Source organism: Photobacterium chitinilyticum, from assembly GCF_004104355.1.
Lineage (GTDB): Bacteria > Pseudomonadota > Gammaproteobacteria > Enterobacterales > Vibrionaceae > Photobacterium > Photobacterium chitinilyticum.
The window spans coordinates 297,179-323,254 of the sequence record NZ_RJLM01000004.1 but is presented as its reverse complement, the minus strand read 5'-3'; the positions used below and the strand labels follow the sequence as shown (position 1 = coordinate 323,254).

The 26,076-nt window shown below is 47.7% G+C and carries 22 protein-coding genes and 1 pseudogene; 9 read left to right on the top strand and 14 right to left on the bottom strand.

The features are described 5' to 3' along the window. Positions 1–6: 6 nt before the first annotated feature. Positions 7–393: pseudogene (locus tag EDI28_RS27335) on the bottom strand (nitroreductase family protein); the annotation flags it as partial. 144 nt (positions 394–537) lie between these two features. Continuing rightward, positions 538–1,740 (bottom strand): iron-containing alcohol dehydrogenase, encoded by a 1,203-nt coding sequence (locus tag EDI28_RS12500; protein ID WP_128784213.1) that lies wholly within the window; start codon positions 1,738–1,740, stop codon positions 538–540. 275 nt (positions 1,741–2,015) lie between these two features. On the opposite strand from EDI28_RS12500, the gene EDI28_RS12495 reads away from it, so the two are divergent. From EDI28_RS12495 to EDI28_RS12480, 4 genes are all read left to right on the top strand, one after another. Then, positions 2,016–2,279, top strand: a complete 264-nt coding sequence (locus EDI28_RS12495) for a GrxA family glutaredoxin (RefSeq protein WP_128784212.1) — start codon at positions 2,016–2,018, stop codon at positions 2,277–2,279. A 156-nt stretch (positions 2,280–2,435) separates the two neighbouring features. After that, positions 2,436–4,118: an aspartate:alanine antiporter gene (locus EDI28_RS12490; RefSeq protein WP_128784211.1), complete on the top strand. Its 1,683-nt coding sequence runs from the start codon at positions 2,436–2,438 to the stop codon at positions 4,116–4,118. A gap of 215 nt (positions 4,119–4,333) precedes the next feature. Next, positions 4,334–5,008: a response regulator gene (locus tag EDI28_RS12485; protein WP_128784210.1), complete on the top strand. Its 675-nt coding sequence runs from the start codon at positions 4,334–4,336 to the stop codon at positions 5,006–5,008. Next, positions 5,005–6,348: an ATP-binding protein gene (locus EDI28_RS12480; RefSeq protein WP_128784209.1), complete on the top strand. Its 1,344-nt coding sequence runs from the start codon at positions 5,005–5,007 to the stop codon at positions 6,346–6,348. Before EDI28_RS12485 ends, EDI28_RS12480 begins: the two co-directional genes overlap by 4 nt. A 62-nt stretch (positions 6,349–6,410) precedes the next feature. Here the strand turns inward: EDI28_RS12480 and fabV are convergent, their stop codons facing one another. The 4 genes from fabV to EDI28_RS12460 form a co-directional block, all read right to left on the bottom strand. Beyond that, positions 6,411–7,613: an enoyl-ACP reductase FabV gene (gene fabV, locus EDI28_RS12475; RefSeq protein ID WP_128784208.1), complete on the bottom strand. Its 1,203-nt coding sequence runs from the start codon at positions 7,611–7,613 to the stop codon at positions 6,411–6,413. A gap of 302 nt (positions 7,614–7,915) precedes the next feature. Continuing rightward, positions 7,916–10,192 carry an acyl-CoA dehydrogenase gene (locus EDI28_RS12470; protein WP_128784207.1) on the bottom strand — a complete coding sequence of 759 codons (2,277 nt, stop codon included), beginning with the start codon at positions 10,190–10,192 and terminating at the stop codon, positions 7,916–7,918. Between the two features lie 46 nt (positions 10,193–10,238). After that, positions 10,239–10,913 carry a TetR family transcriptional repressor PsrA gene (gene psrA / locus EDI28_RS12465; RefSeq protein WP_128784206.1) on the bottom strand — a complete coding sequence of 225 codons (675 nt, stop codon included), beginning with the start codon at positions 10,911–10,913 and terminating at the stop codon, positions 10,239–10,241. A 1,322-nt stretch (positions 10,914–12,235) separates the two neighbouring features. Beyond that, positions 12,236–13,075 (bottom strand): SDR family oxidoreductase, encoded by an 840-nt coding sequence (locus EDI28_RS12460; RefSeq protein WP_128784205.1) that lies wholly within the window; start codon positions 13,073–13,075, stop codon positions 12,236–12,238. Between the two features lie 319 nt (positions 13,076–13,394). Here EDI28_RS12460 and EDI28_RS12455 point away from each other — a divergent pair, with 319 nt between their 5' ends. Together EDI28_RS12455 and pyk are read left to right on the top strand one after the other, a co-directional pair. Further along, entirely contained in the window at positions 13,395–14,249 is an 855-nt protein-coding gene (locus tag EDI28_RS12455; protein WP_128784204.1) for a MurR/RpiR family transcriptional regulator, read from the top strand. Between the two features lie 411 nt (positions 14,250–14,660). Continuing rightward, complete coding sequence (gene pyk, locus EDI28_RS12450) at positions 14,661–16,106, top strand: pyruvate kinase (protein ID WP_128784203.1); 1,446 nt, start codon at positions 14,661–14,663, stop codon at positions 16,104–16,106. Positions 16,107–16,189: 83 nt separating this feature from the next. On the opposite strand, the gene rimJ is transcribed toward pyk, so the two are convergent. After that, a complete protein-coding gene (rimJ, locus tag EDI28_RS12445; RefSeq protein ID WP_128784202.1) occupies positions 16,190–16,774 on the bottom strand; it encodes a ribosomal protein S5-alanine N-acetyltransferase in 585 nt (194 codons plus the stop codon). Positions 16,775–16,977: 203 nt separating this feature from the next. On the opposite strand from rimJ, the gene EDI28_RS12440 reads away from it, so the two are divergent. Then, positions 16,978–17,481, top strand: a complete 504-nt coding sequence (locus EDI28_RS12440) for a methylated-DNA--[protein]-cysteine S-methyltransferase (protein WP_128784201.1) — start codon at positions 16,978–16,980, stop codon at positions 17,479–17,481. Positions 17,482–17,561: 80 nt separating this feature from the next. Here the strand turns inward: EDI28_RS12440 and tyrR are convergent, their stop codons facing one another. The 7 genes from tyrR to pspA form a co-directional block, all read right to left on the bottom strand. Beyond that, positions 17,562–19,097 carry a transcriptional regulator TyrR gene (gene tyrR, locus EDI28_RS12435; RefSeq protein WP_128784200.1) on the bottom strand — a complete coding sequence of 512 codons (1,536 nt, stop codon included), beginning with the start codon at positions 19,095–19,097 and terminating at the stop codon, positions 17,562–17,564. 167 nt (positions 19,098–19,264) lie between these two features. Continuing rightward, the gene (locus EDI28_RS12430) at positions 19,265–20,296 is read right to left on the bottom strand and encodes a YcjF family protein (protein ID WP_128784199.1); all 1,032 of its coding nucleotides are present in this window, start codon (positions 20,294–20,296) and stop codon (positions 19,265–19,267) included. After that, a complete protein-coding gene (locus EDI28_RS12425; protein WP_128784198.1) occupies positions 20,293–21,690 on the bottom strand; it encodes a YcjX family GTP-binding protein in 1,398 nt (465 codons plus the stop codon). Before EDI28_RS12425 ends, EDI28_RS12430 begins: the two co-directional genes overlap by 4 nt. Before the next feature lie 166 nt (positions 21,691–21,856). Beyond that, positions 21,857–22,243 carry an envelope stress response membrane protein PspC gene (pspC, locus tag EDI28_RS12420; protein ID WP_128784197.1) on the bottom strand — a complete coding sequence of 129 codons (387 nt, stop codon included), beginning with the start codon at positions 22,241–22,243 and terminating at the stop codon, positions 21,857–21,859. Then, positions 22,240–22,440 carry an envelope stress response membrane protein PspB gene (gene pspB / locus EDI28_RS12415; protein ID WP_369122691.1) on the bottom strand — a complete coding sequence of 67 codons (201 nt, stop codon included), beginning with the start codon at positions 22,438–22,440 and terminating at the stop codon, positions 22,240–22,242. Before pspB ends, pspC begins: the two co-directional genes overlap by 4 nt. Beyond that, on the bottom strand, positions 22,440–22,493 hold the full coding sequence (locus EDI28_RS27645; RefSeq protein ID WP_369122690.1) for a hypothetical protein: 54 nt from the start codon (positions 22,491–22,493) through the stop codon (positions 22,440–22,442). The genes pspB and EDI28_RS27645 overlap by 1 nt, the downstream gene beginning before the upstream one ends. Before the next feature lie 20 nt (positions 22,494–22,513). Beyond that, positions 22,514–23,179 carry a phage shock protein PspA gene (gene pspA, locus EDI28_RS12410; RefSeq protein WP_128784195.1) on the bottom strand — a complete coding sequence of 222 codons (666 nt, stop codon included), beginning with the start codon at positions 23,177–23,179 and terminating at the stop codon, positions 22,514–22,516. A 163-nt stretch (positions 23,180–23,342) separates the two neighbouring features. On the opposite strand from pspA, the gene pspF reads away from it, so the two are divergent. Further along, positions 23,343–24,350 carry a phage shock protein operon transcriptional activator gene (gene pspF, locus EDI28_RS12405; protein WP_128784194.1) on the top strand — a complete coding sequence of 336 codons (1,008 nt, stop codon included), beginning with the start codon at positions 23,343–23,345 and terminating at the stop codon, positions 24,348–24,350. A gap of 103 nt (positions 24,351–24,453) precedes the next feature. Next, on the top strand, positions 24,454–26,073 hold the full coding sequence (sapA, locus tag EDI28_RS12400) for an ABC transporter substrate-binding protein SapA (RefSeq protein ID WP_128784193.1): 1,620 nt from the start codon (positions 24,454–24,456) through the stop codon (positions 26,071–26,073). The last annotated feature ends 3 nt before the right edge of the window (positions 26,074–26,076 follow it).

Sequence of the window (26,076 nt, the reverse complement as noted above, 5' to 3'; positions counted from 1 at the left end):
TTATTATTATTTAACACTAAAACCTTTAGTATTAATAAAATCCTTCATAAATGGCCGAGCCTCTTTATTCAACGTTGCTGTAACTTGCTCCAACCATGACATCTCTTTATTGCCATCCGTACGCGTTCGGTAATACTGGCGCACCTCATTGTCATAACGTTCGAGCTGCACGGTATCCAGCTCGGGCTAATAGCTGTTTTGGTGCACAATCATCTATTGAGGCAACCGTGGCTGCAACTCTGGATGTTGTGCCGGATATCCCAAGCATAATCCAAATAATGGGATCACGTGGTGAGGAAATAACCCGTTTTGCGCCATCAGTGCCGCATCAACCGTCCCGATCAATGTCTGTTCAGTGAAACCCAACTGAGCCTCAGGGTGAATTTGCGGATAGAACGGTACTGGAGAATCGTCTCAATTGTCAGATTCATGGATATCCTTATCACACTACAGAACATTAGGCATAACTACGCAATGTAACACAGATCCTCCCTATCTATCATTAAGGTTCTATCAATTGGGAACCGAACTCGCAGGTTAATTATCCACCCTATCAATAGAACCAGCCATTGGTGACTGCTCGGCACAGCAACAGTCGCATATTTGATCTAGGATACTTAATAAACGTTGCTTATTTAATGGTAAAGGATTGCCTTTTATTGCATTAGACAGCAAGGCATCTTCTGCCACTTCATTGAACATAACATCGCAAAGTCCAAACTCTGAAATGTGGGGGAGATTAAGTCGCTTCAAGGTCCGCTTTGTCCACAAGATGCCATCAATAATTTCGGCATTCATCCTCCCCGTCAGAATACATGCAAGCTGGCGATAACGATTTAGCACATCAGCCCTGCCCGCCTCTCTGGCCGCGAGAACATTTTCTTGCATAACATAAGGAGACAACTGTGCGGTAATCAGTCCATGGGGAGCATTCAAGCGACCGCCGAGTGCCGATGCAAGGCCGTGGGCAGCTCCCAGTTTGGCGTTGGCCAATGCCATTCCTCCCAACATGGCAGCAAATGACATATCAGAACGTGCGCGTGGGTCGTCATCCTCGCTGGCAGCCAGGATAGCCCCCGACAAGCGCCGAAGTCCTTCTTCGCACACCATATCGGTCAACGGGTTCGGATCACCACACACATAGGCTTCCATCAGGTGACTGAAAGCATCCATTCCGCAACAGCCCGACATCACCGGATCCATTCCATAAGTTAATGTCGGATCGATAATCGCCAGATCAGCCAGCATATCCGGGCTTCGTAGGCTAACCTTGACATTTTCCTGCGCTGACCGGAGCACTGCATTTTTGCTGACTTCCGAGCCTGTTCCCGCGGTAGTCGGTACAGCAATGAATGGAATAGGTTTTGCTTGTAGCGGGACATTTCGACCAACCACCTCAACATAGTCGTAGACGCTGCCCTGGTTCGGGATCATTGCAGCCAATGCCTTGCCGGCATCAAGAACGCTCCCGCCGCCAATCGCCAGAACCATATCCGGGCGGAACTTTCGCCCCATTGCGGCCATTTCTTCTATCATAGCAATCAAGGGTTCACCGTGGACGGCTACTTGCTGGTAACGCATATTCTGCTGTTTAAGGTAGCTGATCACAGGGTCGGCCCGCTGACTGTCTTTTCCTGTCACCAACAGTACGCTATAACCAAATTGATTGAGCGATGACAGCGAATTACTCAAGGCTCCCTCGCCGAATATGATCCGGGTGGAAGTCATAAACTGGAACATAGGCACTCCATTACACTATTAAATTATTTCACTATCATCGAGTGTGCCCGCCAGACGGAGAGTAATGTTGATTCTGAGCAATATTTTACGGAGATCGTTCCTTTTGGAAGCCAGAATCAACCCTTCGTCACACTTCGTTTGTTTCCGGGGTTTTCATACCCAGTCGCGGTGATCACAATCAATCGATTTTATCTATCACAGCAAGAGATAAAACCCGCTTTCTCATCCCTGTCAGTCACGTTATAGTTAGCGCATCAGAATAAAGGAGAGAGATTATGTTTGTTGTTATTTTCGGTCGTCCGGGTTGTCCATTCTGTGTCCGAGCCAAAGAGCTCGCTGACACGCTAAAAGAAGATCGTGAAGACTTCAACTACCGTTACGTCGACATCCACGCCGAAGGCATCAGCAAGGCTGACCTTGAAAAAACAGTCGGTAAGCCGGTAGAAACCGTTCCTCAAATTTTCATCGACCAAGAACATATTGGCGGCTGTACAGAATTTGAAGCGTACGCAAAAGAAAACTTAGGTCTTTTCCAGTAAAACCTTGTTTTAACAAATACTTAAAAAAGGCTGACGGTTCAGCCTTTTTTTGTGATTTTTTGGGCGGATATGCTATTTTTCGGTATAACCCTCGCCTGAAATCAGCTAGAATTCCACCACTCTTGTTGCTGTCTTTCTTCGCCGGAAAATGTTGTTGTGAACATTGATGTAGCCGCCCTTCTTCACCAAAATGATATTCTGTTACTTTTCGTTGTACTTGCCGTTGGTCTCAGTGTCGGTAAGATCCGGATCGCCAACCTTCAAATCGGTAACTCTATTGGTGTACTGCTCACCGCATTACTCTTTGGCAATGCCGGGTTTACCTTTAATGCCGAGTCTCTGAATATCGGCTTTATGCTGTTTATTTTCTGCGTCGGTATTGAAGCCGGTCCGAACTTCTTCGGAATTTTCTTTCGCGACGGCAAGCACTACCTGATGCTGGCTTTGGTGGTTCTGCTTTCTGCTATTGCCATCACCATGACCATGGCCAACTACCTCGATCTTGAACTCGGATTAGCGACCGGCCTGATGGCAGGTTCTTTAACGGCCACCCCGGTATTGGTTGGTGCAAAAGATGCCCTTAACAGTGGTCTTTCGGGGATACCCGACAGCGAGATGATCCAGCATATGGTTGATAGCCTGAGTGTCGGTTACGCCATGTCCTATCTGGTTGGTCTGGTGAGCCTGATTGTACTGGCAAAGCTGATGCCCAAACTTCAAAAGCAAAACCTGGCCGAGTCATCGCAGCAGATTGCGCGTGAACGCGGGATCGGAGAGGTGGGACAGCGCAAAGTCTATCTGCCGATTATTCGTGCCTACCGCGTAGGTCCCGAGCTGATTAACTGGATTGATGGCCGTAACCTGCGTGAATTGGGTATTTACCGCCAGACAGGCTGTTACATCGAACGGGTTCGCCGTAACGGAATTCTGGCCAACCCCGACGGCGACGCCATTTTGCAAGAAGGTGATGAAATCGCTCTGGTCGGCTACCCAGACAGCCATGCCCGTCTGGACCCAAGCTTCCGAAACGGCAAAGAGGTATTTGATCGCGATCTGCTCGATTTGCGTATTGTCGAAGAAGAAATCGTGGTTAAAAATGACAGTATTGCAGGCAAGCGCCTTTCCGATCTCAACCTGTCTGAATACGGTTGTTTTCTTAACCGCGTCGTTCGTGCCCAGATTGAAATGCCGATGGATCATAATATTCTGCTCAACAAAGGGGATATTTTACAGGTCAGCGGCGAGAAAAGCCGGGTACTCGGCTTGGCGGAGCGTATCGGTTTCATCTCGGTCCATAGCCAAATAGCCGACTTGCTCGCCTTCTGCTGCTTCTTCATCATCGGCTTGTTGGTCGGTACCATCACCATGACCTTTGGCCAAATTGCATTCGGATTGGGTAGTGCGGCAGGCCTGTTGGTAGCGGGAATTACACTTGGCTTCCTGCGGGCAAACCACCCGACTTTCGGCTATGTGCCGCAAGGTGCGCTGAATATGACCAAAGATCTCGGGCTAATGGTCTTTATGGTGGGTATTGGCCTGAGTGCAGGCTCCAGCCTGTTTGAGTCTCTGGCACAGGTAGGCATGGCTGTATTTGTGACCAGCCTGATGGTCAGTGTGATCCCTGTTGTGCTTGCTTATCTGTTCGGTGCCTACATCCTGAAGATGAACCGTGCCCTGCTGTTCGGCGCCATCATCGGAGCCCGTACCTGCGCCCCTGCGATGGATATGATTAACGAACATGCCCGCAGTACAATTCCGGCACTTGGCTATGCTGGCACTTATGCTATTGCCAACGTACTGCTCACCATTGCCGGTACCCTGCTCATTATCCTCAACTAGACTGAAGTACCAGTTTCAGGCGCTGATTCACCAATCCAATTAATTGTGATTGACGAGTCAGCGTCTATTCAGACCTTTTATCTATAGTGATACAAATACAAGCATTTTTAAGCGAATAGTGCTGCTTGAGAACACATTTAGTCAGCCAGATATTCGCCAGCCTCTTTTCTATTCAGTATATTGAATTCATACTTTTATTTTTGGTAATCAAAATTATGCGTATCCTTATCGTCGAAGATGATCCAATTCTAAGCCATCACCTTAAATCTCAACTCAGCGAACTGGGACACCAGGTGCAATCTGCAGGCACGGCGGAAGAAGGCCTGTTCTTCGCTCAAAATTACCCCAATGACGTGGCTATTGTTGATATTGGTCTGCCGGATCGCGATGGCATCAGCCTGATAAAAGATATCCGCAAGAAAGGCCTACGTTTGCCAGTCCTGATCCTGACAGCCCGTTCAAACTGGCAGGACAAAGTCACCGGACTGGAAGCCGGCGCTGATGACTATCTGGTCAAACCGTTCCAGAAAGAGGAAATGGTTGCTCGCCTAAGTGCACTGGTACGCCGCAGTGCCGGATTTGTTAAGCCCGAAATGACAGCGGGTGATATCCGTGTGGATCTCCTCGCCAAACAAGTTTTCATCGGTGAAACCCAGCTTGAGCTCACGGCCTTCGAGTACGACCTGCTGGAATACCTAATGCGCCACAGCCGTCAGGTCGTCTCCAAGCAACGTCTGCTTGATGTATTGTATGAAGATCAGGAAGGCGATCCGAACACGATTGAGGTAATGATCAGCCGCCTGCGCAAAAAGTTCACCACCAATGGTCAGGATAATCCGATTTCTACCATCCGTGGCCAGGGCTATATTTTCGAGTTGCAAGCTCAATGAGTAAGCTCCTGCAACCAAGGCTGAGACGCCGGGTACTGGTTACCTCGGTGGCAATTATTGTCCTTATTACCTCGGCATTGGCTGGCGTTATCAACCAGCTTTATAGCCAAAGCTATATGGCGGCCTATTCCTCGGAGCTGGTTGCACAAATGCCGATGGTAGTGGCTCAGCTCAACCGGGCAGGCCTGATCAAAGACGTCGATAAATGGATCGATTCTGTCGATCCTTCCGATACTGACTACATGTCCGTCGTCTGTGATATGACAGACTATACGATCTGGATGTCCGATGAGGCCGAAGAAGCCAATATTGGCAACATTTGTAGCGAGCTTCCGGAGGATATTCCCGTTCCGACGCTGATCGAGACGGAGAATAACGGCAGCTTTATTGCCTACAACATGAGCCGTGATCGCGAAGGTGGCAACATTTATCAGCTGGTTGTTCTACGCTCAGGAGAATCTTACCAGTCGTCACTCGACCAACTTCACAAGCGCACGACATTTTACCTCGGACTGTTCGTCCTGATTGCAATTGCCTTTTTGATTGCCGCTTTTCACTGGAGCTTCCAGCCATTACGAAAACTGGCAGCGCAGCTTGATCAAATGACCGAAGCCCAGCGCGACAAGCTAGATGATGATTTTCCGATGGAACTTCAGGATGTCACATTGGCGTTGAACCGGCTTATTCAGATCAGCAACGACCAAAAAGGTCGCTATCGCCATGCAATGGACGATCTGGCCCATAGTCTAAAAACACGTCTGGCTGCAACCAACGCCCTGCTTGATGACAAGGATATCGCTTGTCCCGACCTCAACCACCGAGTCATGGAGCAGATCAGCCAGATGGATGAACTGGTTCAATACCAACTCAAACGGGCTATGATGGGCCAGCAAGGCCTGCAGAAAGATCAGACAGAGCTCAAACCGGCAATAGATAGCTTCAGCCGCCTGCTCAGCAAGGTATATAGCGATAAGGACGTCAACCTCGGCTACCGCTTCAACCACAAGCTCAAGCTTCCGATCAACCGCAACGACTTGATGGAACTGCTGGGTAATCTGCTAGAGAATGCCTATCGCTTCTGTATCAGCGAAGTGCGGGTATGTGTCGACGAGCACGATGATTGTTACATGATCCGGATCGAAGATGACGGCCCAGGCGTCTGCGAAGAAATGCGCGAAGCCATTTTCCAGCGCGGAATACGCGCCGATCAGCTCAATCCCGGACAGGGCATTGGATTATCAGTCTGCCACGAGATAGTAGAAAGCTATCAGGGTACCATTCATGTCGAGACTGCCAGCATCGAAGGTGCGGCATTTGTAATTCGGATGCCTAAGCATTAGGCTGCGAAGAAATAAAAAAACCGCCCTCGGGCGGTTTTTTTCTATCTCTCGCTTGCGTTCGGTTAGATATTCGCTACGTCAAACTCAACCAACGTGTTCACATCAGCGTCATAGTCAACAGACTCAATGCCGAAACCGAACAATTTCAGGAACTCATCTTTGTATTCCTGGTAGTCAGCCACTTCAAACAAGTTCTCGTTCGTCACGCTCGGCCACAAATCACGGCAGTGCTTCTGAATGTCCTCACGCAGCTCCCAGTCATCCAGGCGCAGGCGGTTTTCTTCGTCAACCTCTGGAGTGGTGCCATCAGCTTTATACAGGCGCTGGGTAAACATACGATAGATCTGCTCCATGCAGCCTTCATGTACGCCTTCTTCACGCATTTTCTTAAATACCATTGCAATATACAGTGGCATTACAGGAATCGCCGAGCTTGCCTGAGTCACAACACTCTTCAGCACGGCAACATTTGCCGTACCGCCTGTAGGAGAAAGCTTGGCATTGAGTTCTGTAGAAGCTCGGTCCAGATCCATCTTCGCCTTACCGAGTGCACCGTGCCAGTAGATAGGCCACGTGATTTCGGTACCGATGTAGCTATAAGCAACCGTCTTACAACCGTCAGCCAATACGCCAGCGTCAGACAATGCATTAATCCACAGCTCCCAGTCCTGGCCACCCATTACGGTAACGGTATCAGCCACTTCCTGTTCACTTGCCGGCTCAATGCTCGCTTCTATCAGAACGTCTTTGTTCGTATCAACGGCTGTTGCTGTATAAGTCTCACCCATTGGCTTCAGGGTAGAGCGTACAACTTCGCCGGTCTCTGGCATTTTACGTACTGGAGAAGCCAGTGAGTATACAACCATGTCAATCTGGCCTAGATCTTCTTTGATCAGGTCGATAACTTTTTGTTTTGCCTCATGAGAGAAAGCATCACCGTTCAGGCTTTTTGAATAAAGGCCTTCCTCTTTCGCAAGCTTGTCGAATGCTGCTGAGTTATACCAACCTGCTGTACCTGGTTTTTTCTCTGTACCTGGTTTTTCAAAGAACACACCAATTGTCGCCGCACCGCCGCCAAACGCCGCCGCAATACGCGAAGACAGGCCGTAGCCGCTTGAAGAACCAACAACAAGTACACGCTTTGGTGCATCAGCAATTGGGCCCTGAGCCTTGGTGTAAGCAATCTGCTCTTTTACGTTCTCTTCACAACCCACTGGGTGAGTCGTTGTACAAATAAATCCACGAATTTTAGGTTTGATGATCATTTTCAACTTCCCTTACATAGTTGACTGTAGGATAAAAGGTTAATGACAAATTCGCATTAAATTTATGAGTGTAAACGCTAAAAAGGGTAGTGGTTGGAGGTGTTGATCACCACTTTTCGACTTAAATTGCCGATTTTTGCACCACTATCTACTATCGATTACGAACAGAAAGATGGGAAAAGAAAGTCAGTATTTATAGAACCAATCATGGTAATTTGCCAAATTGCAGATAAAAAAGTGCCACGCTAATGCGTGGCACATGGGAGACACCAGGTTTATCGTTCGTTAGAGAGCTTTCGCTCTTAGGCAGCCTTTCCCGGTTGCAAACTACCTTTTTTAAACTGTGCTGCAGCAAAGTGATCAACCTGGATCGCTCTCTGCCTTAGCTGGTCAGCATTGTGCATTTTTTCGACATCGTGTTCTGTGACGATACCCGCACTCAAAGCAATTTGTAACTTCTCTGTTAATGAAACCTTGCGCGGGATCTCACCCGACTTGGTTGCTTTAGCTAGTTTACGCTCAATATCCTTTACACCGTGCATGGCAACAAAGGCACGCTCCATAATCGCGACGGGGTCACTATCTTTTTCTCCGACATAGCACATATGGGTTAAGCGTTCGCGGTGTGCCCCCGGTGTCATCAGCAACTCGGCGATTTTCACCGTAATGTCATCTTTCGGTGCCTGATAGCGAATACCTAGCGGGAACAACATAGTACGCAGCAAGCGCCCTACCCCTTTACGCGGAAAATTACTCAACACTTCGTCAAAAGCCACACCACACTGATGGAGACAATGCTGCAATGCGTAGTGCACCATTGGCAAATCATCCTGCTGACGACCTTCGTCTTCAAATCGCTTCAAGGTTGCCGAAGCCAAATAGAGATGACTAAGCACATCACCCAGACGTGCCGATACCAGTTCCCGTCGTTTTAGCTCTCCCCCCAAACTCAGCATTGCAAAATCAGCAGCAACAGCCAATGCACGGCTCATTCGGGACAAATGGCGGTAGTAGACCGCAGTTTCACCGCTCACCGGCGCTCTGTTAAAACGAGAACCGCTGAATGCATTGAGCATAGATTTCGCCACATTGCCGATAGCAAAACCAATGTGTTTTGATAGCAGTGCATCGAATTCCTTCGCCCCCTGCTCGCCATCAGGGTTGGCAGCAGCTTCCATTTCACTTAATACGTACGGATGGCATCGTGTTGCCCCCTGGCCGAAGATCATCAAATTACGGGTCAGGATATTGGCACCTTCGACGGTAATAGCGACCGGCATTCCAAAGTAATGATGGCCTAAATAGTTCATCGGACCAAGCTGAATAGCACGACCGGCGTGTATATCCATCGCATCGTTGAGTATTGTCCTCGCCATCTCAGTCATATGATATTTGGCAATCGCAGTCACAATACCCGGCTTTTCATTCATATCCAGCGAAGTGGTGGTTAGGGTCCGAGATGCTTCCAACATATAGGTATAACCGCCAATGCGTCCCATCGCCTGCGCAACACCTTCAAAATTACCAATCGACATCCCGAACTGTTTACGGACATAGGAATAAGCCCCGGTTGTTCTTGCCGTCAAGTGACCAACCGCAGTTCCCAGCGCCGGCAAGGAAATACCGCGACCTGCCGACAGGCATTCCACCAGCATACGCCAGCCACGCCCGACATAGTCCTGGCCCCCTATCACCCAATCCATCGGAATAAAGACATCCTCACCACGGGTTGGACCATTCATAAATGCCAGGTTTAGCGGATCATGCCGCTCACCAATCTCAACCCCAGGATAATCGGCCGGGATCAGCGCGCAGGTAATACCAATATCTTGCTTGTCACCAATCAACCCTTCCGGATCCTGAAGCTTGAAAGCAAGGCCTAGCACAGTTGCAACAGGTGCCAAGGTAATATAGCGCTTGTTCCAGCTGATGCGAATGCCGAGCACTTCCTTGCCCTGATAGTCGCCATAACAGACAACGCCTTGATCTGGGATCCCGCCGGCATCAGAACCCGCTTCCGGGCCCGTCAATGCAAAACAGGGAATATCATCCCCGTGGGCAAGGCGAGGCAACCAGTAATCCTTTTGCTCTTGGGTACCATAGTGTGACAACAGCTCTCCCGGACCAAGCGAGTTAGGAACCATGACACACACGGCCGCACTCAGGCTACGCGTCGCGATACTTGTTACAATCGTAGAGTTGGCATGAGCAGAGAAATTCAGCCCACCGTATTCTTTACCAATGATTAATGAGAAGAACTTTTCTTTACGCAAATACTCCCAAACCTCAGGCGGTAAGTCCTTATCTTCCTGAACTATCTGGTAATCATCCAGCATACCCAGCAACGTATTTAGCTTGGTATCGATAAAAGCCTGCTCCTCGTCGCTTAGCGACGGCTTCGGGTAGTCCAGCAAGGTATTCCAGTTGGGTGAACCGCTGAACAGCTCACCATCCCACCAGACACTTCCGGCTTCCATTGCCTCGCGTTCGGTATCAGATAATGGCGGCAGAACTTTTTTAAACATCTTGAATGCGGGATCACTGAGGTAGCGTTTTCGCATGTTAGTTAACGTGCTCATGTTTCAGGTCCTTTTGTCTCATTTATCGTTATTGGTTTTATTTCACTTATCGTGTTCCTGTCGGCTCTTCTTGCACAAGCAAGAGCGATTGTTCAATGGGTGCGGCAACACCGGCAGCCAAATAAGGTACCAAGCGTTCAATCAAATATTCAGTTGTTACGGTGCGAGAGAAATCATTTTCGGCAATTTCACACAGTGCGGTTGTCGAAGCCATGGTGAAAACAGATGCTCCTAATGTGAAATGCAGTCGCCAGAATAAGGTTTCGGGATCCAAAGAAGGGTTGGCGCGACAAACAGCCGTCGTAAAGAGGTGCAGTACATCTTCATGGCGAGTAAGAATGAACCAGCGAAGGTGTCCCTGGACATCGGTATAACCACGACCGATCAGAGACATAAATATAGTGGCGCCTTTGTGACGATATTCATTCAGGCCAATCAGCGGTGCTTTCACGCAGCGGAAGACATCTTCCATTGAGAAATCGTCCCTTGTCAGCAACACTTCCAGCTCAGCTTTCAATGCCGGCATGAACTCTTCCAGATAACGGCTCAATACGGCTCTGACCAACGTTTTTTTGTCGCCGTAATGGTAATTCACCGAGGCCAGATTCACTCCGGCCTTACTGGTTATGGTCCGTAATGACGTTTCTTTGAATCCATGTTCAGCAAACAGCAGCTCTGCTGCATCAAGGATTCGGCCTTTGGTTTCTCCTTTCCCCGCCATTTTCATTCACCTGTATTAAACACATGTTTAAACTTTACATCTCATCAATATTTTTAACAAGCGACAAATAATCCCAGATCATGCATTTAGCCTAGAAAAACTGTGACAATCAGCCACTATGTGACACTGATCGCTTATTGTTGTTGGATGCAAAATAAAAAAAGAAGACAACCAAAATGTTAAAGCCAAGTTAAATCAACAACTAAGACGTAACCAAGAAAATATCTGCACAATAATGCAGGCAAAAGAGAAAAAATAATCAGAAAAAATGACATTTGCCGGGAACAAAAAAGCAGATCGCAGGCCATATATTATGCCACTGCTTTTTCTTAGAAGACTTTCTTCAGAGCCCGTCACCTAATGGAGATGGGCTTTCTTTATTCTACTCTTCGCGATAAAAGATAAAATTCAAATCAAACACATAGAAAAAAATTGAAATAAATTTTGATTTCAAAGGAACCAACACGAAAAACATCAGTCATAAATAGTGACATTAAGATTAGAGACACATTAATTTGTTAGCTGGCCGCCAAACAAGCCTTCTTTCTTTAATCTAGAAATGCCACTGCTGCTAAACTCCTAATTGTGTAAATAGAGCCTTTGCCCGCTGAATTTCAGCGGGCTTTTTTTATTCTTGTTTCTGCAAAGAAAAACTATAACCAAGCATCTGGGCCAGTCGGATTCACACTTGTTAGTTGTTGAGTTATAACAATTTTAAAATAACGAAAAAAAATATACTCTTTTTTTTGAACCTTTCCCTATAACATCAGTCATAAATAATGACATTCACATTAATGGAGACTTTAAAAAAGTTTTTCATTAATCAACAATGCCACTGCTGCTAAACTCCTAATTGTGTTAAGGATTTAACCCGCTGATATTTCAGCGGGATTTTTTTGTTTAAAATTCAAGATTCAACTAACGTTCCTAACAGTACAATCACGAACCTTTGTCTTGACGTTAATCATTCATGACTTCAATCATTATTTCATCAAATATGATCCCCCCCTAAATACAAGAAGATTCTGCCCAAGTAAAAATCGCACTTTTTTTGCAACTTTTTTGAACCTTCCTGAATTGGCATAGTCATATTAGGTAAGATTGATGTTATCGGCTCGGTTGGTATTCAATACCTTATGTTTTATACACTGCTGAGCGGGTAATTATTGATTGCCACTGCTGCTTAAACTCCTATTCATATAATGGAATGTTGCGCTGAGCCTTTTCTCAGCGCTTTTTTTTATCCAAATTTCAGCCTGTTCCAAATGAGTATGTTCCAAGTCACTGCATTCTTAATTAGTGTATTTGGGTCAAAAGTTTCCTCATGGCAGCTCAGGAGACATTGCCATCAGGTTGGGGTGGATCATTGTTAGCCCCAACACTCCAAGTGTCTGCTCGGCATTAACCACTTTTCCCCCAGCAACAACTGATCTGTCAAACTCAGGAAGCGGCAAGCCTGCTGCGATAGCCATCTCTGTGTAATAGTTCTGCCGTGTCGGATGGCTCGGCGCTGCAAGGTGTAATACTTGCTGAGAAGGCCAACACGCAATAATTTGTCGAATCACCTGAATGCAGTCATCCAGATGAACAAGATTCACAGGCTCAGACCCGTTAGCCAGTGCCAGCCTCCCAGATAAGAATTTAACCGGATGTCGACCAGGGCCTATCAGGCCGGCTAGTCGCAGTACAACAGCATCTCTTCCCCACTGCTCATGCAACCACTGCTCTATCTGCAAGTGAGCCCTACCACTTGCAGTATTAGGGCGTGGAACGGTGGACTCCGTGATCTCCCCCGTCGCACTGCCATAGACTGATGTCGTGCTAATGAATATCACCCGTTTGCAACCATGTTTTCGGGCTAATGTTGACAGGCATTTGATTTTTTTGACAAAAGCCATGTCTGCACTTTCCTCTCGCCCGGGCGGTACATTGATGACTAAAACATCGGTCTTAAAAAACTCACAATATTGCCCATCCGCTTCACTACTCGTTTCCGGTATTTCAATCGGGAGCGACAGGGCGATACCTCGAATTCCAGCCCTCGTTAGCTGCACCGCACGATCCTTGTCCCTATTACTGCCGTAAACCTCATAACCATCTCGAACTAATTGCTTTGCCAAAGGCAACCCAAGCCAGCCACATCCACATACGCTTACTCTCATTATTGCTCCCTATTCAATTGCAACAAATGACATAAAATAACTACGAGTATTTATTTCGATGTGTAAATTAATTCCTTCCAAATGAAAATAAACAACATAATTACGCGATAAATTCGCGCATATTAGGCATTTCTCTTAAAAATTTTTTCAGAACTGAAAGGAAAAATTCGATCCCTGTCAAACTATAATAAAAAGTAAAAGCTATATTCATGGATTTGCTAGGAGCAGATCCATAAAAAGTAGTATAGTTTCACCAAATTGGCTTCGTGTAATCATGAAGGCCTCTAATGAAATTCAGTAACGAAGCGCGGTAATCGCCATGAATACCCTAGAGAAAATTCAAAAGAACTTAGATAACTTCAGCAAATCTGAACGCAAGGTTGCTGAAGTGATCATCGCATCACCACAGACAGCAATTCATTCCAGTATTGCGACTCTGGCCAAGATGGCAGATGTTAGTGAACCTACAGTGAACCGTTTTTGCCGTCGCCTTGATACCAAAGGGTTTCCGGATTTTAAACTGCACTTAGCGCAGAGCCTTGCAAATGGAACACCTTACGTCAACCGTAACGTTGAAGAAGACGATGGCCCTGACGCCTATACGTCGAAGATATTTGAATCAACAATGGCTTGCCTGGATGTAGCCAAGAATAGCCTCGACCCAATGCAGGTAAACCGTTCCGTTGATTTGTTGACACAAGCAAAGAAAATTTCTTTCTTCGGCTTGGGAGCCTCGGCATCTGTTGCCCATGATGCTCAAAATAAATTTTTCCGGTTTAACATCCCTATCGTCTGTTTTGACGATATTGTTATGCAACGAATGAGTGTGATCAACTGCACTGATGGTGATGTTGTGGTTATGATCTCACACACAGGCCGAACCAAGAGTCTGGTGGAAGTTGCCCGTATGGCACGAGAAAATGGCGCGACGGTTATTGGTATCACAGCCAAAGACTCACCGCTTGACCGTGAATGCTCGCTATCCATCTGTCTTGACGTACCGGAAGATACTGACATCTATATGCCGATGGCCAGCCGTGTTGTTCAGATGACGGTGATTGATGTCCTTGCTACTGGCTTTACACTGCGTCGAGGCGCGGGATTTCGCGAAAACCTTAAACGAGTAAAAGAGTCTTTGAAAGACTCTCGCTTCTCGAAAGAAGGGATAATGTAACCCCTGGCTGCAAGTCATTCACCTTTCGTATAACAGATGAGCATGAACCTTAACCGGTTCATGCTTTTTTATGCAACTCAGTTTCCTGCACACGAACGTTCCCCCCTACTCAACTGGCAACACACTACACTTATTACAGTTCGGCTGTGACTCATGAACCCGCGCCTGACAACAGTATCCAAGGTAGGCCAATTAGACAGATATTCTTTCGCGGCCCTCACACCGAGCTCAACCGCTTGAATGACAGTGAAAATTTATTCATATTGACTTGGTGTTTTCTTACATTTAGTTGATTGAGAACAGCGTCGTAAAACGCTATCGTGTAGTAAAGTTTCATTTGCATTCAATGACCCTGATTATCGGAAGGTAATCGTTTTCATTGTCTTCCACATATCAAAAACGGAGTTTCCAATGTCTGAAAGGCTAAGACGTACAAAAATCGTAACGACCTTGGGTCCTGCGACTGATCGCGATAACAACCTAGAAAAAATTATCGCTGCAGGCGCCAACGTAGTTCGCATGAACTTCTCTCATGGTAGCCCTGAAGATCATATCCAGCGGACTAAAACTGTACGTGAAATCGCCGCGAAACTTGGCAAGCATGTCGCTATTCTTGGTGACCTACAAGGCCCTAAAATCCGAGTTTCTACTTTCAAAGACGACAAAATCCAGCTGGTTATCGGTGACGCATTTACCTTAGACAGCGACTTACCTAAAGGCGAAGGCGACCAGAAAGCAGTGGGCCTTGATTATAAGGAACTGCCTAAAGACGTCGTTCCTGGCGACATCCTGCTTCTTGATGATGGTCGTGTGCAACTTAAAGTTACTACTGTTGAAGGTAACAAAGTTCATACTGAAGTGACGGTAGGCGGCCCGCTATCCAACAATAAGGGGATCAACAAAAAAGGCGGCGGTCTCTCTGCCGAAGCTCTGACTGACAAGGACAAGGCCGATATCATTACCGCTGCGGCAATGAAGGTAGATTACCTGGCGGTCTCTTTCCCGCGAAACGGCGAAGACATGAAGTATGCTCGCCGTCTTGCAACAGATGCGGGCCTTGAAGCGAAACTGGTCGCTAAAGTGGAACGTGCCGAATCAGTCGCAACAACCGAGGCAATGGATGACATTATCATGGCTTCCGACGCGGTAATGGTCGCTCGTGGTGATCTTGGCGTCGAAATTGGTGATCCGGAGCTTGTTGGGGTTCAGAAGAAGCTGATCCGTCGTGCTCGCAGCCTGAACCGTACGGTGATCACCGCAACCCAAATGATGGAATCGATGATCACCAGTCCGATGCCAACACGTGCCGAAGTAATGGACGTCGCTAACGCCGTTCTTGACGGAACCGATGCGGTCATGCTGTCTGCAGAAACCGCAGCTGGCCAGTATCCGGAAGAGACGGTCAAGGCAATGGCAAGCGTATGCGTAGGTGCCGAAAAAGAACCTAGCATTAACATCTCTAACCACCGCCTTGCACGCACCTTTGCTTCAGCTGAAGAAACCATCGCAATGTCGACAATGTATGCTGCCAACCATATGGAAGGCGTTAAAGCGATGATCACGATGACAGAATCAGGCCGTACACCACTGATGATGTCGCGTATTTCTTCTGGCCTACCGGTATTTGCCCTGTCTCGCAACGAAAGCACGCTGAATCGTTCAGCCTTATACCGTGGCGTCACACCCGTCTTTTTCGACCGTGACAGCGATGCCGGCCTAGATGCAGCAAAACATGCTATTGCCGTGCTTAAAGAACAAAGCTATCTGGCCGAAGGAGATTTGGTAATTATCACTCAGGGTGACGAGATGGATATTGTTGGCTCGACCAATAATATGCGCATTCTGACAGTAGAATAAACTTCGCGCCAACCATGATGGTTGTAGCTACCCTCGCCCTCCTCCCCTTTATGTGGGAGGGGGTTATTGCTATCAGCAATTAGTTATTGTCTAGGCGGAATCCAGTCCGGATTAGTACGGGCAGTTAGGATGTGATCTTCCCAGCGGCCATTAATCAGCAAGTAATCTTTCGCCTTCCCTTCTTTCTCGAAACCAGCAGCACCAAGGACCGCAGCACTCTTTTGGTTTCTTGGCATATATGCCGCCATTATTCGATGAAAGTGTTGCTGTTCAAACATCCATTCCACTGTGGCTTCAAGGGTTCGTCTCATTATCCCCTGCCCCTGGCATCGTTCATCCAATGAGTAGCCAACATGGCAGGCAAAGAAGGGGTGTCTGACCAAATTACTGAAATTAATCACCCCGCAAATATCATCGGAGTCTGGTTTCACAATAACAAAATAATACGCCAGTTTATGCTTATGTAATTCTGTCAACTGACCCAAGCGTTTATCCCAACCCGCTTGCGTAAAGAAAGCCTCTTCCCGCAAGGGTTCCCAAGGCTGCAAAAAAGCCCTGTTTCTCTGATAATAAGCGGTAATCAGTGGCGCATCACTGGTGGTGATTAGCCGTACCTTGAGATCATCCACCATGATCGCCGGAGAGCGGTTTATTATTGAATGAAACAACAGTTCCTCACCTTTAGTTTGAATCTGAGTATAAAACGTTATCACACGCAACGTTCGGACAACATACCTTTAGTGATTTCATAAACAAATGACAGACATAACATTTTACTCGGAAACACCACTTTCATCCCTTTTTCTGAGCTATGATTGGATCAGCAAATGCTACTGCCGTGTAGTAATTCTTCAACCTGATAGTGATGATTATGTATTACGACCACCTTGATACGGTATTAGGAAAAATCTACTTGCTCGCAGATAACCAAGGACTCAGGCAACTTACAGTAGGAAGCGGTGGTTTTTGTCCTGATTCCAGTTGGGAGCACAATCCGGAATTCATGCAAGAATTCACCTCCCAGCTCCAGGAGTATCTTCAAGGCCAACGCAAAACATTCACTCTCCCGCTCGCTCCCCAAGGTACACCGTTTCAACAACAAGTCTGGCAGACAATCACCGAGATCCCATTTGGCTCACGCTTTTCTTACCAACAAATTGCCAACAAGATTCAGCAACCAACAGCCGTGCAGGCAATTGGTATGGCTAGAAATGTCAACCCAATTCCCATCATCATTCCCTGTCACCGGGTTCAAGGTGACAATAACCGGCAGACTAGCTGTCGCTACGGGCAGGATATGATTTTGCAGCTGTTGGCGTTGGAGTCCGGTAAATTGACATTATTTCAGCCATCGCAGCAACAGCCACCAAAGTAAAAAGGAGGCCGAAGCCTCCTCTCTTTTCAATTTCATATCTTGTGCTTATTGCTTATTGCTTATTGCTTATTGCTTATTGCTTATTGCTTATTAATACCATATTCACGAAGTTTGTTTGCAACTGCAGTATGAGAAACACCTAGGCGTTTTGCCAACTTACGAGTCGACGGGTAACTACGATAAAGGTTATTCAAGATCCCCGACTCATAACGCTTCATGATCTCGTCCAAAGAGCCATCAAGCGTTTCTTCGCTGATAATGCTAGCCGATTCGTTTTCCGGCAGCTGAACATCATCCACGGTAACTTCCGTACCGTCTACCTGGGTCATGGCACGGAACAAAACGTTCCGCAACTGTCTGATATTACCTGGCCACGCATATTGACTGAGATACTGCGCCAGCTCATCAGAAATAACAGGTTTCGGTTGCTGCATTTCCTGCGAAAATTGAGCTAAAAACAACTCGGCAAGCGAAACAATATCCGCAGTACGTTCACGTAACGGTGGCACCACCAGTGCGAGAACGTTCAAGCGATAATAAAGATCTTCACGGAACTCACCGGTAGCAACCAAGTCCGGTAATTTTTTCTGGGTCGAGCAAATCACCCGAACATCGACCTTCATTTCTTTCTCTTCGCCTACCCGACGGAATGTTCCGTCTTGCAGGAAGCGAAGCAGTTTTATTTGCAGGTGTGCAGACATCTCGCCGACTTCATACAGGAAGACCGTACCGCCATCAGCCTGTTCAAAAATACCCTTCTTGCCAGGCTCGGTAGCACTGCCAGCAAACCCAAACAGTTCGGTTTCAGCTGCGTTATCCGGCATTGAGACACAGTTCACCAACAAGAATGGGTTTTCTCGTCTTAGGGAACGCTGATGACAGGCTCGGGCCAACATTTCTTTACCCGTACCGGTTTCTCCCTGGATCAACAAAGGCGCATCAAGAAGCGACAACTTTTTGGCCTGGGCAAGCAAGTGCTTGAAACGAGATGACTGACCGACAAAGTGTTCAAAACCATTGTCGCTGCTGATCTCGCGCATCGCGACAGGCATCTTGGCCTCTGATAATGACTTAAGCAGGATCACCGCACTGGCCAGTACCTGCTTTTCACTTTCATCGGCAACATAGACCGGCATGATCTCCATCATGTAGTCCAGTCCCGAAATCACAACCATTTCACTGCGTTTGGCGGCCTCTTCCTTTTCCAGCCAACTATGGAAGTTGAAACCGAGAAATGACTGGATGTTTTCACCAAGGATGTCGCCACGAGATTTACCCATCAGCAGTTCGGCGGCATCATTGGCCAGGTCAATTTTACCTTGCAAGTTAATTGAGAAGAACGGATCAGGCAGGGTCTCCAGCAAGGCCTTCAACTCTTTGTGCTCACGCTCACTTGGCATAAACTGGATCTTTCGAACATCCGTCACACCATCCAGCTGACGAATTTGTGACATGATCTGACTGAACTGCTCAAACTCGATTTCTGGACAGTTGAGGTAGATAATCCCTATACGATCAATTTCAATACCCCGTAAATCTATATGCTGGCTGGTCAGAATATCCAGCAGCTCACGGGTCATGCCAAGTCGGTCTTCACAATTGACTTGTAGCCTCATATCACACGCCTTCTCAATTTCTTTTCTTACAAGGTGTCAGGAATTGTTGACACCCAAGAAGTGTGCGCCTTCACTGTAAACGAGTCAAGTTACCAACATGGCATGGTGAGAGATAACGCAATTCATCGAGTCGGGTTTGTCGGTTTAGTAACCATTTTAACCGCCAATTATGACGACTCTTTCTGCTGACGAGTCAGCCGCAAGACTAAATCTTTACGGATTTCACTCAGCTTAGGCTGCTGTCCAGGCTGCCACGGCAACGGGCGCATCAAGCTAATTGCCTTCAATCCCAATCGCCCGGTCAGCAAGCCGACTCCGACACCCTGTGCCACCCGGGTTGACATCCGGCCGGCCAGGTCCATCGACAGCATATCCATGCCGGTATCAGCAATCATTTCACTCGCTCCAGCAACAGCCATATTGGCGAGTACTAACTTCACCAATTTAATCCGAGACCAGTAACCCAGCTCAACACCATAGACAGCCGATACCTGATCAATCAACTTGAAATTGCGCCACGCCACCAGCAGCATATCGGCAACCGCCAAGGGGCTGACGGCTACCATTACAGCCGCTTCGCTGGCGTATTTTGCGACTAACCGGCGAGCCAGCTTATCCTGGTGTGTCAGCACCATCTGATCATAAAGCTGCAATACTTCACGATCATTGTGTGTCGCAGCCAGCGACTGTAACCAGCGATCATATCCGACATGATCATCATGAATAGCACTTTGCCTTGCCAATTTGGTACAGAAGGCTTTGCCCTGACCGATACTGTCAGCATCCAATAGCGCCTGTGCTTGTTCCCGCTCGGACTGGCGGTGTTTCAGCCTACGAAGCTTTATCAGCTCGCTGCCAATCGCAGTAATTCCGGTTGCCGCAACAACTGCAACAATCGAGCTCCAACCAAGCGCAAGCCAATCGGCACCTTGGTAGGCGGTTACGACATAATCCAGCGTCTGCCAGCCTGTCATCACTGCCGCCGCAACCAGCAGCCCCTTAAACCAGCGACCACTGCGCTTGGGTTTACTGGCAAGTGTTTGTGACAGCAGCTCTTCCACATCAGGTTCAGAGACCGTATCAGGCAAAAAGTCTTCACCCTTGGCAAACTGCTGCTGAGCAGTCAGTTCCGGCTCAGATTTTGCGGCAGCCTGCTCGGGCTCATCGAATAATATTTTTGTTTTATAGGGTTGAGTCATTGCAGTTTATCTCCCAACAGGTATTCCAGTACTTTATCCATTCTTATGTGTGGCAGAGGCTCATCACTCTGGATTTCAAGCGGGCGGAAATTTACAAAATCAAAACCGTACTGCTGCCAATAAGTATCATTTGGCAATCGGCGCGGCACTTCTCCCGGAAACAACATCTGCGCCTGCCCGCTCATGGTATGGCCCCGCAATGCAGGTACTTGCTGCCCCTGATGGGAGACAAACCCAGGCTCTGTCGCCTGAATCGATGACAGGCTGACACAATCCATTTTGATTCCTTCAAATGACGCAGTCTGCCAGGCATCATTGACCATCTGCTGAAGCAGACTGACAAGATTGGGGTGCTGCTCCGGAGTGACGTGATCAGCCTTGGTAGCCGCAAACAACACCTTGTCGATACGGGGAGAAAACAATCTTCGCAGCAATGAACTACGGCCATATTTAAAGCTTTGCATCAGTTGATCCAATGCTTGGCGCATATCATTAAACGACTCTGGCCCGGTGTTTAATGGTTGCAGGCAGTCAACCAAAATGATCTGGCGATCAAATTTGGAAAAGTGCTCGCGGTAAAACGCTTTGACGACATGCTGTTGATAGTACTTATAGCGACTTTTTAGCATACCAAAATTACTATGTTCGTCCGCTTGCTGCAGCTGGGCATCAGAATATTTGTCGCTCCAAACAAAAGGGAAAAATTGCAGTACCGGAGCCCCTGCCAACTCGCCGGGAAGCACAAATCGTCCGGGCTGTACCCAATGAAGTCCCCCCTCCGCTTTGCACTTGTACAGGTACTCAGTAAATACTGCCGAAAGCCTTTCAATTTCGGCCTCATTCGCCGGGGCAAGCGGATCAAAGCTCTCGGCCATTTGCAGCCAGTTTTGGGCCAACTCATGACGCTTGCCCTTTAACAGTTTAGCCTGCTGTTGTGACCAACCGAGGAAATCCATATCAAGCAGCGGTAAATCCAATAGCCACTCCCCCGGATAATCAACAATATCCAGATATAGGGTCGCCGTATCCTGTAGCAGTTTCATCGGCCCCTTTTGAGGTTTGTAGCGCAATGCCAGCCGGGTCTGACTAACATCCCTTGTGGGATCCGGCCACAAGGGCGGTGAATCCAGCAGCGCATTCATACCTTCGTCATAGGCGAACTTCGGTACGTGCATATCAAGCTGCGGAACCCGCTTGGCACCGAGCAAATAACCATCTCGTACGGCAGAAAATAAAGGAAGCCTCGGATTGGTACTCACATGAAGCAGCTGATTAACAAGCGATGTAATAAAAGCGGTTTTGCCCGCGCGTGACAACCCCGTCACCGCCAGCCGAACATGACGGTCCAGGCTGCGGTTCACTAACTTGTTTAACTCGTTACCAACTCGATTCATACTTCTTCCTAACTCATTACTCTATAAATAGAATACCGATCCCAATATTAACCACTGATGAATATGTTAGTCTGGCTAGATTCAACCGGATGGATTAGCAAACATCAAAAAGCAGGCATAAGGCCTGCTTCAAGAATTACTTTTACGCTTGATTTTCAGCGCAGGCTCAGAGATTTTTAAACTCTCTCGAGACCTTAAAGGCCGACGAGGTGACATAAGCTTCCATATGCCGCAGGTTCTTCTCCATGCCATCTAACTCAGCCTCGACATTTTGCAGAATTTGCTCCGGAGGCTGCCCGGCCTGCCAGGGTTTCTGTTTTACCGTATGTTCACGGTAAACATACTGCTGTTCTCTACGATCTTCCGGCATCTTGTCCAAAATCAAACTTGCCGCAATATAGGCAACCATAGCGAAGAAGCCCAACCCTAACAAAAATGCGGAGACGGCAAGGATCCTAACCAACCAAATTTCCATGCCGAAATATTCAGCAATACCCGCACAAACCCCGCTTATTTTTCCGTTTTGCGGATCTCTATACAAGGTTTTACTCATCGGCGTTGCCTCCATTGTGGCGCTTCCTCGTCCAGTATCTGCTCCAGTGTTTTGATGCGCTCCTGCATCTGTTCTGCACGCATCACAAGGGTTTGCAGCTTTTCATGCTCATCGCCAGATAGCCCCTGACTGGCATTACGTTGACCTCGGTAATGCAAAATCAACCATAACGGCGCCACAAAAATTAAAAACGCCATTAACGGCCATACGATCCAACCCATAAATTACCTCCATCCTTATCTTCGTGCAGAACCTAATATTGTCACTATCTTACTCTTTATCCTTGATATTTGCTTTCATGCGTTCAAGTTCTTTCTCAATTTCATCCTGCGCCTGAAGATCGGCAAACTCCTGCTCCAAATTTTTGCCACGGCCAATACTGTAGCTATCCGCCTCGGCTTCCATTTCATCAATACGACGCTCGTATTGCTCGAACTTCGACAGCGCCTCATCAACCTTACCGGTATCGAGCTGGCGACGTACATCACGGCGGTTGCCTGCGGCCTGATGGCGGGTAACCAGTGCCTGCTGACGGGCACGGGTTTCCTGCAGCTTACGCTCCAGCTCAGCCACCTCACCACTCAGCTTGTTGATGGTCTCTTCAACCAATTTATACTCTTCGTTAAGCGTTAGTATCACATCACTCAGTTTCTGCTTCTCAATCAACGCCGCACGAGCAAGATCTTCACGGCCCTTCTGCAACGCAAGGCTTGCCTTCTGTTGCCAGTCATCAAGCTGTGCCTGCAGTGAATCGATACGGCGCTGCAGCTCTTTCTTATCAGCCAGTGCCCGTGCCGATGAAGTTCGTACCTCTACCAGCGTATCTTCCATTTCCTGAATAATAAGACGGATCATTTTCTGCGGATCTTCGGCCTTATCCAGCAATGAATTAACGTTTGCATTTACAATATCTGCAAAGCGAGAAAAAATGCCCATATTGAATCTCCTTTAACGAGTTGGTTCCTAGGTTCTAGTAACTTATCTAATTCAAACACTGTGCCAACTTTTTGATCCATACTTATCAATAGCTTACCTTTGCAACCCACCTTACTCGATGCTATGGTGTTAATAAGTACGCCAATAGTTAGCGAGATTGACCATGCAAAAAACGGATAACCTTATCGGTGAGTCAGAATCATTTCTTGCCGTGCTCGATCAGGCCTCCCGCCTCGCACCGCTAAATCGGCCAATCCTCATCCTGGGTGAGCGAGGAACCGGTAAAGAGCTTATCGCCCAGCGAGTTCACTACTTATCAAAACGCTGGGATCAGCCATTAGTCACACTTAACTGTGCCGCATTGAGTGAAGGTGTTATTGATTCTGAACTGTTTGGGCATGAGGCAGGCTCCTTTACCGGGGCTAAAGGCCGCCATCAAGGGCGCTTTGAGCGTGCAGAAGGCGGCACCTTGTTTCTGGACGAATTAGCGACATCCCCGCTTGGCGTACAAGAAAAATTGCTGCGGGTCATCGAATATGGCGAGTATGAACGTGTCGGCGGCAACAGAACCTGCCAGGCTAACGTGCGCTTAATCTGCGCCACCAATGAAAACCTGCCGCAACTAGCCGAAGAGCGAAAATTCCGAGCTGATCTGCTCGACAGACTGGCTTTTGACATCATTCATTTACCACCGCTTCGTGAACGCCGTGATGATATATTGCCTCTGGCCGAGTACTACGCTGTACGTATGTGCCGAGAGCTTGGTTATAGCTATTTTGCCGGTTTCTCACCAGCAGCCAGACAAGCGCTAATGGCCTACCACTGGCCCGGCAATATCCGAGAGCTTAAAAATGTCATCGAACGATCGGTCTTTCGCCACGCCTTGGAGGAGGAAGCGGTTGATGACATCATTCTTGACCCTTTTCATGCCCCCTGGCATGACAAACCAACTGAAAACACCAACCCAGAGCAGACTGTCGCCGTAGAAGCAGAGATTAGCTTCCCACTCGATTTCCGCCAATGGCAGCAAGATCAGGAAACCAATATTATTAGCCAAGCTTTGGAACAGGCTAAATTTAATCAGCGAAAAGCCGCTGAGCTATTAGGTTTAAGCTACCATCAACTTAGAGGGCTATTGCGTAAATACCAACTTGTCGGCAACTCGGAGTAAGGGATAGAAACAAGTTATAGAAGGTTATTTGAGGAGATAGCTTGGTGACTGTGATGGATGATGTTAAATTTAGCCACTTGTTTTCAAAAAAATCCTTTTCTTTATGAGCGCCTATACTCGTCTACTGCTTGCTTGCTTTGGGCTGTTCAGCCTGATCGGCTGTTCAGAGCCGCACCAAGATAGCAATATTCGTAGCCGCGGCTTCGTCTATTGCGGGCAAGATACACCGACGACCTTCAACCCCCAACTTATTGATGGCGGGCTGACAGCGGATACGCTGGCGGCGCAGATTTTCGATCGCCTGCTACTGCTTGACCCGATAAGCCACCAGCCGTTACCTTCACTCGCCCGCAGCTGGTCTGTCAGTGATGACGGCCTTGAATACACATTCAATCTGCGTAAAGGGATCGAGTTTCAGACCACAGACTGGTTCAAGCCAACCCGCCAGCTCAATGCACAAGACGTCGTATTCAGTTTTAAACGCATCATCGAGCCTAGCCACCTTTTTAATAAAGTTTCCGGTGGGCGTTACCCCTGGTTTGAAAGCCAGGGCTTTAGCAGCCTGGTTGATAACATCGAAGTCGTAGACTCCCATACGGTGAAGTTTACTCTTTCTCGTCCAGATAACGCTTTCCTATCTAACTTGGCGACTACCTATGCGGTCATCCATTCGCAAGAGTATGCTCAAAACCTGTTAAAAACAGGCAAGCTACAGCAACTAGATATGAAACCGATTGGTACCGGTCCCTTTTCCCTTGCTCAATATTTACCCAACGATCTGATCAGGCTTGTCCGACACTGGGGCTACTGGCAAGGCGCAGCACCAATGGAACAGGTCGTATTTGATATCTCGTCTCGCGGTACCGGCACTCTGGCTAAATTGCTCAGCAAAGAATGTGATGTTCTCTCTTCCCCCGTAGCCAGCCAATTACCGGTGATCAGCAACAGCGAGGAATTTGAGCTTATTGCCCAGACGGGGATGAATGTGGCATTTGTCGCGCTCAATAACAGCAAGACTGAACTGAAGGATCCGCGAGTGCGCAAAGCAATCAATCTTGCCATTAATCGCGAGAATTTGCTGAACTCGGTCTATTACGGCACCGGAACCAAGGCAAAAAGTATCTTACCGCCAATGTCCTGGGCCTATAATCACAACAGCAAGGCGCTGGATTACGATCCTGAAAAGTCCCTGGCACTACTTAAACAGGCTGGTTTTGACAAAAACCTTCGCCTGACTATGTGGGTCCCACTAGAGCCGAGGCCTTATAATCCAAGTCCGAGGAAAACCGCAGAGTTGATCCAGGCAGATCTCAATGCTGTTGGTGTGCAGCTGACAATATTGTCTCAAGATACCCTGAGTCGACTCAATACAACAGCAACAACAAACAGTGATATGGTACTTACCGGCTGGATTGCCGATAATGGCGACCCAGACAACTTTCTTCGTCCGCTACTGTCATGCAGCGCTAAAAGTGCCGGACTAAATGTAGCGAATTGGTGTGATCTCGGCTTTGACAACTTACTGGAACTGGCATCCCGCACCACCAAGCTTGAGCAGCGCGTAAACTATTACCATCTAGCGCAGGATATTCTAGATACCGAGGTACCTATTATCCCGCTCGCTCACGGTGTTCACTTCCAAGTTCACCATCAGTCTTTGGGTGGGTTACAAATGAGTCCTTTCGGTACTCGCTCATTCTCAAGTGTTTATCGCAGCGAGTAACAG

Bases quoted from the DNA above. Each gene is read 5' to 3' on its own strand.
- EDI28_RS12440 (WP_128784201.1), top strand. From the start codon at position 16,978: ATGTATTACGACCACCTTGATACGGTATTAGGAAAAATCTACTTGCTC.
- pspA (WP_128784195.1), bottom strand. From the start codon at position 23,179: ATGGGCATTTTTTCTCGCTTTGCAGATATTGTAAATGCAAACGTTAAT.
- EDI28_RS12455 (WP_128784204.1), top strand. From the start codon at position 13,395: ATGAATACCCTAGAGAAAATTCAAAAGAACTTAGATAACTTCAGCAAA.
- fabV (WP_128784208.1), bottom strand. From the start codon at position 7,613: ATGATCATCAAACCTAAAATTCGTGGATTTATTTGTACAACGACTCAC.
- EDI28_RS12485 (WP_128784210.1), top strand. From the start codon at position 4,334: ATGCGTATCCTTATCGTCGAAGATGATCCAATTCTAAGCCATCACCTT.
- tyrR (WP_128784200.1), bottom strand. From the start codon at position 19,097: ATGAGGCTACAAGTCAATTGTGAAGACCGACTTGGCATGACCCGTGAG.
- EDI28_RS12495 (WP_128784212.1), top strand. From the start codon at position 2,016: ATGTTTGTTGTTATTTTCGGTCGTCCGGGTTGTCCATTCTGTGTCCGA.
- sapA (WP_128784193.1), top strand. From the start codon at position 24,454: ATGAGCGCCTATACTCGTCTACTGCTTGCTTGCTTTGGGCTGTTCAGC.
- EDI28_RS12500 (WP_128784213.1), bottom strand. From the start codon at position 1,740: ATGTTCCAGTTTATGACTTCCACCCGGATCATATTCGGCGAGGGAGCC.
- pspF (WP_128784194.1), top strand. From the start codon at position 23,343: ATGCAAAAAACGGATAACCTTATCGGTGAGTCAGAATCATTTCTTGCC.
- pspB (WP_369122691.1), bottom strand. From the start codon at position 22,440: ATGGCGTTTTTAATTTTTGTGGCGCCGTTATGGTTGATTTTGCATTAC.
- EDI28_RS12460 (WP_128784205.1), bottom strand. From the start codon at position 13,075: ATGAGAGTAAGCGTATGTGGATGTGGCTGGCTTGGGTTGCCTTTGGCA.
- EDI28_RS12470 (WP_128784207.1), bottom strand. From the start codon at position 10,192: ATGAGCACGTTAACTAACATGCGAAAACGCTACCTCAGTGATCCCGCA.
- psrA (WP_128784206.1), bottom strand. From the start codon at position 10,913: ATGGCGGGGAAAGGAGAAACCAAAGGCCGAATCCTTGATGCAGCAGAG.
- EDI28_RS12480 (WP_128784209.1), top strand. From the start codon at position 5,005: ATGAGTAAGCTCCTGCAACCAAGGCTGAGACGCCGGGTACTGGTTACC.
- pspC (WP_128784197.1), bottom strand. From the start codon at position 22,243: ATGAGTAAAACCTTGTATAGAGATCCGCAAAACGGAAAAATAAGCGGG.
- EDI28_RS12430 (WP_128784199.1), bottom strand. From the start codon at position 20,296: ATGACTCAACCCTATAAAACAAAAATATTATTCGATGAGCCCGAGCAG.
- pyk (WP_128784203.1), top strand. From the start codon at position 14,661: ATGTCTGAAAGGCTAAGACGTACAAAAATCGTAACGACCTTGGGTCCT.
- EDI28_RS12425 (WP_128784198.1), bottom strand. From the start codon at position 21,690: ATGAATCGAGTTGGTAACGAGTTAAACAAGTTAGTGAACCGCAGCCTG.